A 13,783-nucleotide genomic window follows, 5' to 3' on the forward strand; every position below is an offset into this window, starting at 1 on the left:
ACCATGGGGTCTCGACCACGAGTCCCACACGGAGGAGGTCCGGTGAACGGCGTGGCCCCAGGAACGTTGCTCGTCGCGCGCTACCGGCTCGACGAGCAGCTCGCGTCCGACCTGTCGGACGTCACGGCATGGTCGGCCCACGACCAGATCCTCGACCGACCGGTGCGGCTCTCGGTCGTCACCGGCGCGCACGTCGCCGAGGCGCTCGACTCCGCACGACGCGCGGCGCTCGTCGTCGACCCGCGCCTCACGCGGGTGCTCGACGTCGGGTCCGAGGACGGCGTGGCGTACGTCGTGACCGAGCGCTACACGGGCATCACGCTGAGCGAGGTCGTCGCCGGCGGGATCGTCGACCCGCAGCAGGCGCGCGCCATCGTCGGCGAGGCTGCCGCAGCGCTCGAGGTCGCCCGTCGCCGCGGCGTCCACCATCTCGCGCTGCGCCCGGACGCGGTGCGCGTCGACGGCAGCCGCGTGCTCGTTACAGGCCTCGGGCTCGACGCGGGCGTGGCGGGCCACGACCAGCACGACGCCGAGCAGACCTCGCGCGCGGACGCCGTCGGGCTCGTCGCGCTCCTCTACTACGCGATGACGGCCCGCTGGGCCGGGCCGTCCCTCGACGTCCCCTGGATCGCGGCGGACTCCATCCACCCGCTGCCCGCGCAGCGCGCGGGCGACAGCGTGCTCGCCCTCTCGCACGTCCGTCCCGACGTCCCCGCCGAGCTCGACGAGCTGTGCGCCGAGACCTTCGCCGGCACCCACGGCACCGCCGCGGAGTGGACCGCGACGCCCCTGGGAGAGGGTCCGCGCTCGCCCGCCGACGTCGTGGGTGCGGTCGAGCCCTGGGGCGAGGTCTCCGTCGTCGCGGCGCTGCCCGCGTTCGTGCAGCCCGCCGCCGGTGTGAGCCGCCAGTCGGTGCGGACGGCGTTCGACGGCGCAGCGAGCGCGCCGCCCGGGACGCCGCCGCCCGCGCCGCCCGTCCGCCGTCCGACGACCGGACGCATCCACCGCGTCGGCGCGGTGCCCGGGTCGGCCGGTGCGGTCGCGGGAGCGGCGTTCGCCGCCGGCGCGGCGACCGGGGCCACCGCCGCCGTGCCGCCGCCCACCGCCGAGGCGTACTCGGTCCCGCCGCCGCCCGTCGGCTACGACGCGGGCACCGTCCCCCTGCCGTACGACCCGGCGTCCCCGCCGCCCCCGCCCGCCGGTCCCGACGCCGCGCAGGCCTGGAGCGAGCCCGTCCCGTCGCGGCGCGGGCCGCGACGGTTCAACGCGACCCCGATCGTCCTCGTGCTCGTGCTGGCCCTCGTCGTCGGCGGTGTCGTCTGGGCCGTCAACACGGCGTTCGACGGCTTCGGCCCCGCCGTGCAGACCAACGAGCCCACCGCGGGCGGGTCGGAGGCACCGGCCGAGGGCGGTGAGGGCGACGCCTCCGCAGGTGAGGAGGCACCGCCTGCGCCCGAGGTCCGCCCGATGATCGCGTCCGGCACCGCGCTCGACCCCGAGGGCGACGCCGCCGGCAACAACGACGGCGAGCACCCTGAGCTGGCGTCGCTGGCCTACGACCAGCAGCCGGACACGACGTGGATCTCGCGGCGCTACAACGCGGCGGACTTCGCCGGGCTGCGCTCGGGGATCGGTTTCGCCGTCACCCTGGAGGAGAAGGCTCCCGTCTCGTCGATCGTCATCGACACCGCGACGAACGGCGGCAACGTCGAGATCCGCGCGACGAGCCCGGACACCCCCACCGAGGGCACCGTGCTCGCCTCCGGGCCGCTCTCCCCCGGTGCGACGTTCACCTTCGAGCAGCCGGTCGAGGCCGAGTCCATCGTCCTGTGGTTCACCGAGCTGCCGCAGAACCCGGCCGGCGAGTACCGCGCGGAGATCAACGAGATCCTCGTCTCCTGACGTCGTGGGGGGCCCGACGCCGGGTCCCCCACGGTCCGCGACGTCGCCTGCCGCTGTGCCCGTGCCCGCGGTGCGGTGCTCGTCGCGGGCACGTGCGACGTCGCCGGCCGCCCGTCGCTCTGCCGCCACGGGGCCGTGGAGCGCCCGCCCACGGCACCGTGGCGGCCGGCACGGCCGCGGGCCGGCGCCGGGACCATCGCCGTGGCGAGCCGGGTGCCGGTCGGTTCGCACCCACGGTGAGCCGAGCACCCGCCGACCCGCGAACCCCCGTACCGTGGAACAGAAGCCGCCCCGGCGGCGTTCACACTCTCGCGTGGTCGGCCGCCACGCACCGAGCATCCGAGGAGCAGCACGTGACCGAGCAGTCAGCCGTCCAGAACCTGATCATCGTCGGGTCCGGTCCCGCCGGGTACACCGCGGCGATCTACGCGGCGCGCGCGGGCCTGTCCCCGCTGGTGCTCGCGGGGTCGGTCACCGCCGGCGGTGCGCTGATGAACACGACCGAGGTCGAGAACTTCCCCGGGTTCCCCGACGGGATCATGGGCCCCGAGCTCATGGACCACATGCAGAAGCAGGCCGAGCGGTTCGGCGCGCGCATCGAGTGGGACGACGCCACGCTGCTCGACCTCCAGGGGCCGGTCAAGACCGTCGTGACGGGCAACGGTGACACCTACCGCGCCCGCGCCGTCATCCTCGCGACCGGGTCCGCGTACCGCGAGCTCGGCCTGGACGACGAGAAGCGCCTGTCCGGCCGCGGCGTGTCCTGGTGCGCGACGTGCGACGGCTTCTTCTTCCGCGACCAGCACATCGCGGTCGTCGGCGGGGGCGACTCGGCGATGGAGGAGGCCACGTTCCTCACCCGCTTCGCCGAGAAGGTGACGCTGGTGCACCGTCGTGACGAGCTGCGCGCGTCGAAGATCATGGCCGAACGCGCGCTCAACGACCCGAAGATCGAGTTCGCCTGGAACAGCGAGGTCGCCGGGATCGAGGGCGACAAGAAGGTCGAGGGCGTGACGCTGCGCGACACCGTGACCGGCGAGGAGCGCGAGCTCCCCGCGACCGGACTGTTCGTCGCGATCGGCCACGAGCCCCGCACCGAGCTCGTCAAGGGTCAGATCGACCTGGACGACGAGGGCTACATCCAGGTCGTCGGGCGCACCACCGCGACCAACCTCGAGGGCGTGTTCGCGTGCGGCGACGCCGTCGACCACACCTACCGCCAGGCCATCACCGCCGCCGGCTCGGGGTGCTCCGCCGCTCTCGACGCGCAGCGCTACCTCACCGAGCTCGCGGACGCTGCGGGCCTCGCCGACCTCGCCGGCACCCCGCAGACGCCGAACCCCGACGAGCTGCCCGAGGCGCTCGCCGAGCTCCAGGCCTGACCCCGCACCGCAGCCACCGACGTCCCCAGGAGGTTCACCATGTCGACCGTCCCCGTCACCGACGCCACCTTCCGCGCGGAGGTCCTCGAGTCCGACGTCCCCGTCCTCGTCGACTTCTGGGCGACCTGGTGCGGCCCGTGCCGCCAGGTCGCGCCGATCCTCGAGGAGCTCGCCGAGGAGTACGACGGCAAGATCAAGATCGCCAAGCTCGACACCGACGCGAACCCCGAGACGACCGCCGCCTACGGCATCGTGTCGATCCCGACGCTCAACGTCTACGTCGGCGGGGAGCTGCAGAAGTCGATCATCGGTGCGCGCCCCAAGCGGGCGCTCACGGAGGAGATCGACGCCGTGCTCGCCACGACCGTCTGAGCCGTCGCCTCCCGCGACCGCACGGTCTGCGAGCGACCTCTCACCACGCACGCCGGAGGGCGGGCCACCAGCACGGTGGTCCGCCCTCCGGCGTCTTCACGCGATCCCCCGATCCTCCGTGCCACACTGGGGATCGTGACTGGACCGACGACTCCCTCGCAGCAGCCCGCTCCCAGCGGCACCCGCCTCGACCCGTGGTTCGGTGCCTACGCAGAGCGAGCGCACGGGATGCGAGCGTCGGAGATCCGAGCCCTGTTCTCGGTCGCGAACCGGCCGGAGGTCGTGTCGCTCGCCGGCGGCATGCCGTACCTCGAAGGCCTCCCCCTCGACCAGATCGCCGACACCATGCAGCGCCTCGTCGCGACGCGCGGTGCCACGGCGCTCCAGTACGGCTCCGGTCAGGGCGACGAGACCCTGCGCGAGCGGATCCTCGACGTCGTGCGGCTCGAGGGCATCGAGTGCCACCCCGACGACGTCGTCGTGACGACCGGCTCGCAGCAGGCGCTCGACCTCGTCACGCGGATCTTCATCGACCCGGGCGACGTGGTCGTCGCAGAGGCGCCGAGCTACGTCGGGGCGCTGGGCGTGTTCCGGTCGTACCAGGCCGACGTCGTGCACGTGCCCCTCGACGAGCACGGGCTCGTCCCGGAGGCGCTGGAGGAGATGCTCGCGCGCCTCGCCGCCGACGGGCGTCGCGTCAAGCTGCTCTACACCGTCCCGAACTTCCACAACCCCGCCGGCGTGACCCTCACCGCCGAGCGCCGACCGCGCATCCTCGAGATCGCGCAGCGGTACGGCGTCCTCGTCATCGAGGACAACCCCTACGGGCTGCTCGGCTTCGACGGCCAGACGCTCCCCGCGCTGCGATCCCTCGACGAGGACGGCGTCCTCTACCTCGGCTCGTTCTCGAAGACCTTCGCCCCGGGCTACCGCGTCGGCTGGGTCGTCGCGCCGCACGCCGTCCGCGAGAAGCTCGTGCTCGCCAGCGAGTCCGCGATCCTGTGCCCGTCGAACGCGTCGCAGCTCGCCATCGCCGCCTACCTCGACACGTGCGACTGGAAGGGCCAGATCAAGCAGTTCCGCGAGCTCTACCGCGAGCGTCGCGACGCGATGATCGGCGCCCTCGCCGAGCACCTCCCCTCGGCGCGCTGGACGGTGCCCGACGGCGGCTTCTACACCTGGGTCCAGCTTCCTGACGGGCTCGACGCGCGGTCCATGCTCCCCCGCGCGGTCACCGCGCGCGTCGCCTACGTCCCCGGGACCGCGTTCTACGCCGACGGCACGGGCGCGAGCCACGTGCGCCTCTCCTACTGCTTCCCGACCCCGGAGCGGATCCGCGAGGGCGTCCGTCGCCTTGCGGGCGTCGTGAACGCCGAGCAGGAGCTCGTCGAGATCTTCGGCACCAACGCCGAGCTCGACCCCGACGTCACGGACGTCGAGAACCCCTCGCCGAACCTGGCCTGAAGCCCCTCACCACACGACGCCGCGGCCGCCCCACCGGGCGGCCGCGGCACCGAACAGGAGTCCGTCACCAGTGGACACGACCACGGGCAGCCCCACGACGAGCGGCGTAGCCGACAGCACGACCTCGACGGACGCGCAGCGCCCTGACCAGCACCTTCACCTTCTCCGGCCCGACGACGACGTCCCCCCGGGCGGGCACGTGGCCATCCTCGCCGGCGGTCTCTCGCACGAGCGCGACGTCTCGCTCCGCTCCGGGCGCCGTGTCGCGGAGAGCCTCCGCGCCGCCGGTCTCGAGGTGACCGTGCACGACGTCGACGCCGACCTCCTCCCCTTCCTCGAGTCCGCACGACCCGACGTCGTCTGGCCGCTCCTCCACGGTGCCAGTGGAGAGGACGGTTCGATCCGCGACGTCCTCGAGCTCGTCGGCGTGCCCTACGTCGGCACCGGTCCGCGCGAGAGCCGGGCAGCCTGGAGCAAGCCCGTCGCGAAGAACGTCGTCCTCGGCGCCGGTCTGTGCACCCCGGAGTACGTCACCCTCCCCCAGAGCCTGTTCCGCGAGCTCGGCGCCCAGCCCGTGCTCGACGCGGTCGTCGCACGCCTCGGGCTGCCGCTCGTCGTGAAGCCGACGCACGGCGGGTCCGCGCTCGGCGTCACGCTCGTCGAGCGAGCCGACCAGCTTCCTCGCGCCATGGTGGACTGCTTCGCGTACGGCGAGGTCGCGCTCATCGAGCAGGCCATCCGCGGTGTCGAGCTGGCCGTGAGCGTCGTCGACCTGGGCCGCGGTCCGGAGGCCCTGCCGCCGGTCGAGATCGTCACGACGGGCCCGTACGACTTCGACGCGCGCTACAACCCGGGCCGGACCGAGTACTTCGCACCGGCGCGGCTCGACGACGACATCCTCGGCGTCGTCCGCGAGGTCGCCGTTCGGGCCCACTCCGCGCTCGGTCTCCGCGACCTCTCCCGGACGGACGTCATCCTCGACGCTGACGGGGTCGTGCAGTTCCTCGAGGTCAACGTCGCGCCGGGGATGACCGAGACGTCCCTCCTCCCCCAGGCGGCACGCGCTGCCGGACTCGATCTCGGGCACCTCTACCGGTCTCTCGTCAACGCGCACGTCCGGCACTGATTCCTTTCCCGCCTTGCTGACCGGCGCCGCTGTTTCACGTGAAACAGCGGCGCTGCTCGTTTTCGGCCCTCTCCGGCGGCACTGGTGAGCGAGAGCCACGGTGATGCCACGGGCTGCCGCGGCGGTGTTCGCGGATGCGGCGGCCAGACGGGATAGCACCGATTCATGCGACCCATCCCGACCTCGGCGCAGACGTTCGTTCCCGGGCCGACCCACGTTCTCGTCATGACCTCGTACGGAGGACCTTCGCGCCCTTCCGACAGGCCGGCTCAGGATCGCCGACAGGCGCGTCGTTTCACGTGAAACGCCCCTGATGGGACCGGCCGACTTCGAGCGGGCCGACGCTCCGAGCAGTCGGCCCGGCGCCGCCCGCGCGTCTCCCTGGCCGGCGTTCCCGGACCCGCGCCCATGGACTGGGCGGCGCACGGCGTCGCGCTCGCGGAGCGAGGAGACCTCTGGTTCGCGTGGACGCACCTGTGCTGTCTCATTCGCCGAAAGCGGAGAGCTTTCCTGACCACAGCGACGCGCACGGTGCAGCAGAGCCACGGAGGCGAAGGTTTCGGGTGGGCGGGGGTTCGCCCGTATAGGTGCGTGATGCCGCTGACCGTCCACGACCGCAGCGGGGCCAGGATGGTCGCGAGGGGGAAGAACGAGCCTCACGCGGCGGCGTCCCCGACGGCCGCACTTCTGACCTCCCCTGCATCCAGGTCCACCCCTGGTGATCTTGTCGGCGCATCACGAGAGCCCCTCCCCTCCCCCGGTGCCGGGCTGTGGCATCCAGCCCCGCCGATGCGTCGCGCGCCCTGGCGCTTCACATGCGGAGTCGGACGACGCGGTGCGGGCAGGTGCGCGGCGTCCAGCTCAGCCGCATCGGACGGTGCCACGACCTTCCGATGTTCCACGTGAAACAGCCGGTCGCGGCGCGTGAGCGAGAGACGCCGCGTTGTCCGGCCCGTCCGCGTACGGGCCAACCGCGACGCCACTGTGTTCTCACGAGAGGACTCCACCGGACCGTCCACCGACGCCCGACGCCCGGCGTCGGCCGGCGGTGCACGGCAGCGGCATCGAGACGCCGTTGGCCACCTAGCCACGAGCGGCAGCTCTGCGGCCCGTCGTCGAAGACACGAGGCCCGCCCCGCTCAAGAGCCATCCCGTCGTCAGAGCATCTGCGTGGTGTCGGGGGTCCTCGGCCTCTGCCGCAAGGAACAGCCGAGACGCCGCCCCGCACATCGACCCGTTGGTGGGGTGCCAGAGCGGCCATGTCACGGAGCGCTTGCTCTGCCCAACGTGTCCGGGGATCGTTCGGGCTCGCCTCCGACGCGAGCGTCTCCGATCGGAGAGCGCCGCGGACCTACGCTGCCTCGACGATGGACGGGCGGCGCCAGCGCATGAGGAGGTCGGCGTCGGCCGTCTGCTCGCTTGCCGTCGTGGAGCCGACCAGCAGCCACGTCGTCCCGGACCTGTTCCACGTGAAGCACGTCGAGACCACAGCCTGCTCCGTGATGAGTTCTCGACCCCTGCGCGACGAGGAACGCGGCGAACGGCGACGGCGTCAGCCCGAGCCGGAGCGCCACGACCTCGCGCGCGTACGCGATGCAGGCGCTCCCGGCGAAGCGTCGGCGAAGCCGGGTCCGCCGAGCCGCGAGCGCTCCACGGCGTACGCCCGCGCGCGGCCGCTCGTCCGCCGTTTCACGTGAAACATCCGCCCTTCCCTCCGGGCGGAAACCACTACCGTCACGTGTACACGGTGCGCGAAGGGTGTGAGCGAAGGCAGCCCATCGAGACACGACCGTCCTCGGCAGCGAGGCGTTCCGGCACACGCCGAACAACCTCGTGCTTCACACGGCGGTCTTCCTTCCCCCTTCTCGAGGCGGGTGGGCTTGAGATGCGCAGTTCCCTCACCATGCACCACGGGCACAGGGCGTTGTTGCGACCGGCCGACACAGGGGTTGCTGGTCATGCGACTCAGACGCGCGCCGGTGACGCCGGCTCAGGCGTCTCATCGCAAGAATGCGGAGGAGACGAGGTGCGGTCCGTCCTCCAAATAGACCAGCGGGGCGGGTGCACTCGCCGTATGGCGTGCGCACCCGCCCCGCTAGGTGATCCCCGAGAGCCGACGCTGGTCGACGCAGATTCGCCGGAAGGACCGGCGCGATCGTCGTCTACTTCCGCAACAGACCCGGGTCGTCGGGCGCCATGACATCCAGGATGCGGTTGAGGTCCTCGACGGAGGCGAACTCCACGGTGAGACGGCCCTTGTTCTTGCCCAGGTCGACCTTGACGCGCGTCTCGAAGCGGTCGGACAACCGATGCGCGAGCTCGTCGATCGCCGCGGACCGCTGACCGGCCCGAGGAGTTCGCGGCGGGCGACGCTCCCCGTCCAGACCGCCCATCGCGACGATCTCCTCCGTCGCCCTCACGGAGAGGCCTTCGGCGACGATGCGCTGCGCCAGACGCTCGATCTCCGCACCGTCCGTGAGCCCCAGGAGCGCCCGGGCGTGTCCTGCCGACAGCACTCCGGCAGCAACCCGACGCTGTACCAGCGGAGGCAGGCGCAGCAGACGCAGGGTGTTCGAGATCTGCGGACGGCTTCGCGAGATGCGGTCCGCCAGCTCCTCGTGGGTGCAGCCGAAGTCGTCCAGAAGCTGCCGGTACGCGGCCGCCTCTTCGAGGGGATTGAGAGCACTGCGGTGCAGGTTCTCCAGGAGCGCGTCGCGCAGCAGGTCGGCATCGTCGGTCTCACGGACGATGGCCGGGATGACATCGAGACCCGCTGCCTGCGTCGCCCGCCAGCGGCGCTCGCCCATGATCAGCTCATACGCGCCGGACTCCCCCGGCACCGGGCGCACGACGATCGGCTGGAGCACGCCGATCTCACGGATGGAACCGATGAGCTCATCGAGCTCGCCCTCGTCGAAAACGGTGCGCGGCTGCCGCGGGTTGGGTCGGATGGACGAGGTCGGGAGCTCGGCGAACCGCGCGCCCGGAACGGGCACCAGGTCGTCGGCGGCCCCGCCTGCCCACTCCTCCACGCTGGTCGATCCTGCAGGTGAAGAGTCACCAGGCTCCGTTGCGGAGTTCTGCTCCCTGCTCGCCTCCGGGCTGGAGTCCGGCGTCGTTTCACGTGAAACTGTGCCCGTCGTCGCCGAGTCTGCCGTCGGCGAGTCTGCCGTCGACGAGTCACGAGTCGGCGCGGGGCGCGCGCTCGAGTCGGCGGTGTCCCCCGCCGCCACGGCATCCAGTTCAGCAAGGTCCGCGTCCGAGAGCGAGGTGAGGGACGCGAGGTCAGCAGGCCCGGCGTCCGCGTCCGCGTCCGCCACCAGCGTCGTCACACTCGTGGTGGCTGCCGCCTCCTCGGTCTGCTGGTCGACAGAACTCTCTGCGGCGCCAGCCGTCTCGTGGTGCTTCGCCTCGTCCGTGGCAGGGCTCGGGAAGAAGACGTCGACGGGCCGCCTGCCCTCGGAGCTCGTCGGGATCAGGGCACCTAGTCCTCGACCGAGCCCTCGGCGCTTCTCGCTCATCGCTGTTCCTCCTGCCGCAGGCCGGGACCACCGATGGTGCCGGCGAACTCATGATCGTGGTGAGACGTGGAACCGGAATGTGCTGACCCCGGAAGGACCTGGGGTGGCCGCAAGTCGGCGTTCCGTTGACGGTCCTCGTTCGTCCCCTCGTCGCTACGGTTCTCCGCTCGCTGTGTGAGCTCGCGGGCCGCTTCGAGGTACGCGAGAGCCCCCGTCGACCCCGGGTCATAGGTCATGACCGTCTGCCCATGGCTCGGGGCCTCCGAGATGCGCACGGAGCGTGGGACCGTCGTGGGCAGCGTCTGCTCCGGGAAGTGCTCGCGGACTTCGCTGGCGACCTGCTGCGCAAGGTTCGTCCTGCCGTCGTACATGGTGAGCAGGATCGTCGAGACATGGAGCCCGGGGTTGAGGTGCGCCTTGATCAGCTCGATCGTCTTGAGGAGCTGGCTCAGGCCTTCCAGGGCGTAGTACTCGCACTGGATCGGGATGAGCACTTCCCGGCCGACCACGAAGGCATTCACCGTCAGGAGGCCCAGGCTCGGGGGGCAGTCCACCAGTACGTAGTCGATGGGTTCGATGCCGTCGCGCTCACGCTGGGCGAGATACTCGTCGAGCGCACGACGAAGCCGTGTTTCACGTGAAACGAGCGACACGAGCTCGATCTCTGCACCCGACAGATCGATGGTCGCCGGGACGCACCAGAGGGTGGGGATGTCGGGACACTGCTGCACCGCACTCGCCAACGGGTCGCCATCGACGAGAACCTCGTAGACCGACGGCGTCCCCGCACGATGCTCGACGCCGAGAGCGGTCGACGCGTTTCCCTGAGGATCGTTGTCGATTACCAGGACGTTGAGCCCGGCCATCGCCAGCCCGGCGGCGAGGTTCACTGTCGTCGTGGTCTTCCCGACGCCGCCCTTCTGGTTCGCGACGGTGATGATCCGCGTCGTCACCGGTCGGGGGAAGCGACGTCCGTGAAGGTCGATCCGACGGCGAGCGTCCTCCGCGAGCTGGGCCGCCAACGGCGTCGACTCGTCGGCGACGGGAAGACTCGCCATCAGCGCTGCCCGGCGGTCGTCCTCGGTTCCCATGCTCCGATCGCCCTCCCCGTCGTGGGAGAGCGCCACCTGCTCCTCGGAGCCGTCGGGGCCCACAGGGCTCTGCGTCACGCGTCTCATCCTCTCCGTCGTCGCCTCTCAGCATCCGCCGTGCGCCATGGCTTTCGACGGATCTCGGGGCCGAGATCGGGCGTGTCGCTCACGCCCTCGGCACCCGTTCCCCAGATCAGCGGGATCCAGTCTGCCGCACGATACGAACGACCGTCGTGGTCTCCACACCGGGGAGCGTCGGTGCCTCGATGATCTCCGGCTCCGACCCCTTGAGCTTGCGCAGAACCTTCCGCGCCGGATCGATCTCGCGACTCACGTTACGACCCTTGAGAACGATCATCTCGCCGCCAGGTCGAACCAGCGGGAGCGACAGTCGCGCGAGCTTGTCGAGTGCCGCTACAGCTCGTGACGTCACCGCGTCGCACTCGAACGCCCCGTGATACTCCTCGGCTCGGCCTCGCTTGACCTCGATGTTCGGCAAGGAGAGGTCCTCGGCGATCTCCGTCAACCAGGCACAGCGTCGCTCCATCGGTTCGATGAGGTAGACGGTCGCCTCCGGGCGCATGGCGGCGATCACGACGCCCGGCAGGCCGGCGCCCGATCCCACGTCGGCGATCAGCCCGGTCCTGGGCAGGAAGGGCACGACGGCGGCCGAGTTCAGGATGTGACGGTCCCAGATGCGCGGAACCTCCCGCGGTCCGATGAGACCGCGCAGCTCGCCTTCGTTGCGCAACCGTTCGGCGAACTTCTCGACGACGACGAACGAGTCACCGAAGTACTCGATCAACGCCTCCCGGGGGATGTCCGGCTCCTCGTTGCCTGCGGCCTCGTGCTGCATCGGGTCGTCTGCCTCCTCGTGTGCGAACGCCTCATCGTTTCACGTGAAACGACGTCGAGCGTGCGCGGCCCACCGAGTGTGGAGCGAGGTTCGGCGCGCTCTGACCACGGTCCTTCGCGTTCCGAGGATCGTCGTCACGCTCCTCCACGCCGACCCGAGGAACGGCGGTCGTCACCACGTGGCGAACGCTGTCAAGCACGGCGGCATCTGCCCTGGACCGCACACGCTCCGTCACCGGGCGCTCGTCGCGCCCCGCAGCTCCTGTGCGTTCCCCTGCCGACGGGATCGTCAGGACCTTCGCGCCGAGAGTCGCGCGGAGCTTGTGGGCACCTGCACACCCTCAGGAACGCACTTCGCCCCGCGTTTCACGTGAAACGCGGGGCGAAGAAGCGGTGGGGTCGACTCCGGCGGTGTCAGCCTGCCGGGTAGATGACGACGTAGCGCTGCGGCTCGACACCCTCCGAGTCGCTCCGCAGCCCGGCTGCGGCCACGGCGTCGTGGATGACCTTGCGCTCAAAGGCGTTGAGCGGTTCGAGCGAGACCTTGGCGCCCTCGGCACGCACGCGCTCGATCGCCTCTGCGGCCTGCGCCGTGAGCTCACGACGGCGGCCCGCCCGGAAGCCGGCGACGTCGAGCATCAGGCGGCTCCGCTCCCCCGTCCTGGCCTGCACGGCGAGGCGCGTCAGTTCCTGCAGCGCATCGAGCACCTCGCCGTCGTCGCCGACGAGAGAGCTCAGAGCGGCGGGGTCGTCCGCGACGATCTCGACAGCGGCCCGGTCGCGCTCGACGTCGATGTCGATGTCACCGTCGAGGTCCGCGATGTCGAGGAGCTCCTCGAGGTAGTCCGCCGCGATCTCCCCCTCCTCCTCGAGTCGGGTGGTCTCCGGGGCGGATTCCTCGGTGGACGTCGCGTCGGGCGCGGGCGTCTCGGTAGGCGTCATGCGTTGCTCCTCACGGCACGTGCGCGCTCGGGCGCAGGTCTACTTCTGCTTCTTCTTCTTGGGCGCGGGCTTCGACGCGCCGGTCCCGGACCCGCCCTTCGCGGCACCGCCCGGTGCCGGCTTGTCCGCCGGGGCGTCCTCCACCGGGGCATCCTCCGGGGTGGTCGCGGACACCGTCCCGACGGGACGAGGGGCGCTCTTCTGGCGGTCCTTGCGCTTGGGCTGCTGACGCTGGCCGCGAGGCTGCTCGATGACCGGCGTCGCGTCCTCGACGACGCCCTTCGCCGCACGCTTCCGCGCCTGACGCTCCTTGAGGAGGCGCTCCGCCTCCGAACCGGGGGCCGGCATACGTCGGATCGTGTAGAACTGCTGACCCATCGACCAGAGGTTCGTCGTGGTCCAGTAGACGAGGACACCGACGGGGAAGTTCACGCCGGAGACGGCGAAGATGAAGGGGAAGACGTAGAGCATCATCTTCTGCGTCGAGGCCATCGGGCCCTCGAGGGCGGCCTTCGGCATGTTCTTCATCGTGAGCTGGCGCTGCGTGAAGAACGTCGTCGCGCACATCGCGATGATGAGGACCGCGATGACGATCTTCGTCTGGAGGTCGTCGGTGCGGAGGAAGACGTCGGACAGCTGCGCACCGAAAACCGACGAGCTCTCGATGTCAGACGCCACGGACGCGTCGATGGGACCGATCGGCTTCGAGGAGCCGTCGGAGATCGGCACCAGGCCGTTCAGCACCCGGAAGAGCGCGAAGAAGATCGGCGACTGGAGCAGGATCGGCATGCAGGAGGCGAAGGGGTTCGTCCCGTGCTTCTTGTACAGGTCCATCGTCTCGCGGCTCATGGCTTCGCGGGACGCCGGGTCCGTCTTGCCCTTGTACTTCTTCTGGATCGCCTGCATCTCCGGCTGCAGCATCTGCATGCCGCGCGACGCCTTGATCTGCTTGAAGAACAAGGGGATCAGCAGGATGCGGATGATGATGACCAGGCCGACGATCGACAGGACCCACGCCGGGCCCGGGCCGTCGGAGAACCCGAGGAACACGAGACCCTGGTGGCAGAGGTACATGATCCACGCCACGACCCACTCGATCGGGGCGAGGAACGCGAAGAAGTCCATCGG

The 13,783-nt window shown here is 70.9% G+C and carries 11 protein-coding genes; 5 read left to right on the forward strand and 6 right to left on the reverse strand.

Annotated elements, in window-relative coordinates:
* Positions 1-42 precede the first annotated feature (42 nt).
* The 5 genes from MT994_RS02410 to MT994_RS02430 all read left to right on the forward strand — a co-directional run bounded on the left by MT994_RS02410 (position 43) and on the right by MT994_RS02430 (position 6,246).
* Positions 43-1,902 (forward strand): protein kinase family protein, encoded by a 1,860-nt coding sequence (locus MT994_RS02410; RefSeq protein ID WP_354804973.1) that lies wholly within the window; start codon positions 43-45, stop codon positions 1,900-1,902.
* A 353-nt stretch (positions 1,903-2,255) separates the two neighbouring features.
* On the forward strand, positions 2,256-3,284 hold the full coding sequence (trxB, locus tag MT994_RS02415) for a thioredoxin-disulfide reductase (protein WP_354804975.1): 1,029 nt from the start codon (positions 2,256-2,258) through the stop codon (positions 3,282-3,284).
* A 39-nt stretch (positions 3,285-3,323) separates the two neighbouring features.
* Positions 3,324-3,656, forward strand: coding sequence for a thioredoxin (gene trxA / locus MT994_RS02420; protein ID WP_021479912.1), 333 nt, complete (start codon positions 3,324-3,326; stop codon positions 3,654-3,656).
* A gap of 135 nt (positions 3,657-3,791) precedes the next feature.
* A complete protein-coding gene (locus MT994_RS02425; protein ID WP_354804977.1) occupies positions 3,792-5,120 on the forward strand; it encodes a PLP-dependent aminotransferase family protein in 1,329 nt (442 codons plus the stop codon).
* A gap of 199 nt (positions 5,121-5,319) precedes the next feature.
* Positions 5,320-6,246, forward strand: coding sequence for a D-alanine--D-alanine ligase (locus tag MT994_RS02430; protein WP_354805095.1), 927 nt, complete (start codon positions 5,320-5,322; stop codon positions 6,244-6,246).
* A gap of 1,351 nt (positions 6,247-7,597) precedes the next feature.
* Here MT994_RS02430 and MT994_RS02435 read toward each other — a convergent pair.
* From MT994_RS02435 to yidC, 6 genes are all read right to left on the reverse strand, one after another.
* The gene (locus MT994_RS02435) at positions 7,598-7,735 is read right to left on the reverse strand and encodes a hypothetical protein (protein WP_354804979.1); all 138 of its coding nucleotides are present in this window, start codon (positions 7,733-7,735) and stop codon (positions 7,598-7,600) included.
* A 673-nt stretch (positions 7,736-8,408) separates the two neighbouring features.
* A complete protein-coding gene (locus MT994_RS02440; RefSeq protein ID WP_354804981.1) occupies positions 8,409-9,767 on the reverse strand; it encodes a ParB/RepB/Spo0J family partition protein in 1,359 nt (452 codons plus the stop codon).
* A complete protein-coding gene (locus tag MT994_RS02445) occupies positions 9,764-10,936 on the reverse strand; it encodes a ParA family protein (RefSeq protein WP_354804982.1) in 1,173 nt (390 codons plus the stop codon). The genes MT994_RS02440 and MT994_RS02445 overlap by 4 nt, the downstream gene beginning before the upstream one ends.
* A gap of 115 nt (positions 10,937-11,051) precedes the next feature.
* Entirely contained in the window at positions 11,052-11,714 is a 663-nt protein-coding gene (gene rsmG, locus MT994_RS02450) for a 16S rRNA (guanine(527)-N(7))-methyltransferase RsmG (protein ID WP_354804983.1), read from the reverse strand.
* Between the two features lie 413 nt (positions 11,715-12,127).
* Positions 12,128-12,655 carry a R3H domain-containing nucleic acid-binding protein gene (locus tag MT994_RS02455; protein WP_354804984.1) on the reverse strand — a complete coding sequence of 176 codons (528 nt, stop codon included), beginning with the start codon at positions 12,653-12,655 and terminating at the stop codon, positions 12,128-12,130.
* 39 nt (positions 12,656-12,694) lie between these two features.
* Complete coding sequence (yidC, locus tag MT994_RS02460) at positions 12,695-13,780, reverse strand: membrane protein insertase YidC (RefSeq protein ID WP_354804985.1); 1,086 nt, start codon at positions 13,778-13,780, stop codon at positions 12,695-12,697.
* Between the last annotated feature and the right edge of the window lie 3 nt (positions 13,781-13,783).

The sequence above is a fragment of the Cellulosimicrobium sp. MI9406 genome (assembly GCF_040595865.1).
Taxonomy (GTDB): domain Bacteria; phylum Actinomycetota; class Actinomycetes; order Actinomycetales; family Cellulomonadaceae; genus Cellulosimicrobium; species Cellulosimicrobium funkei.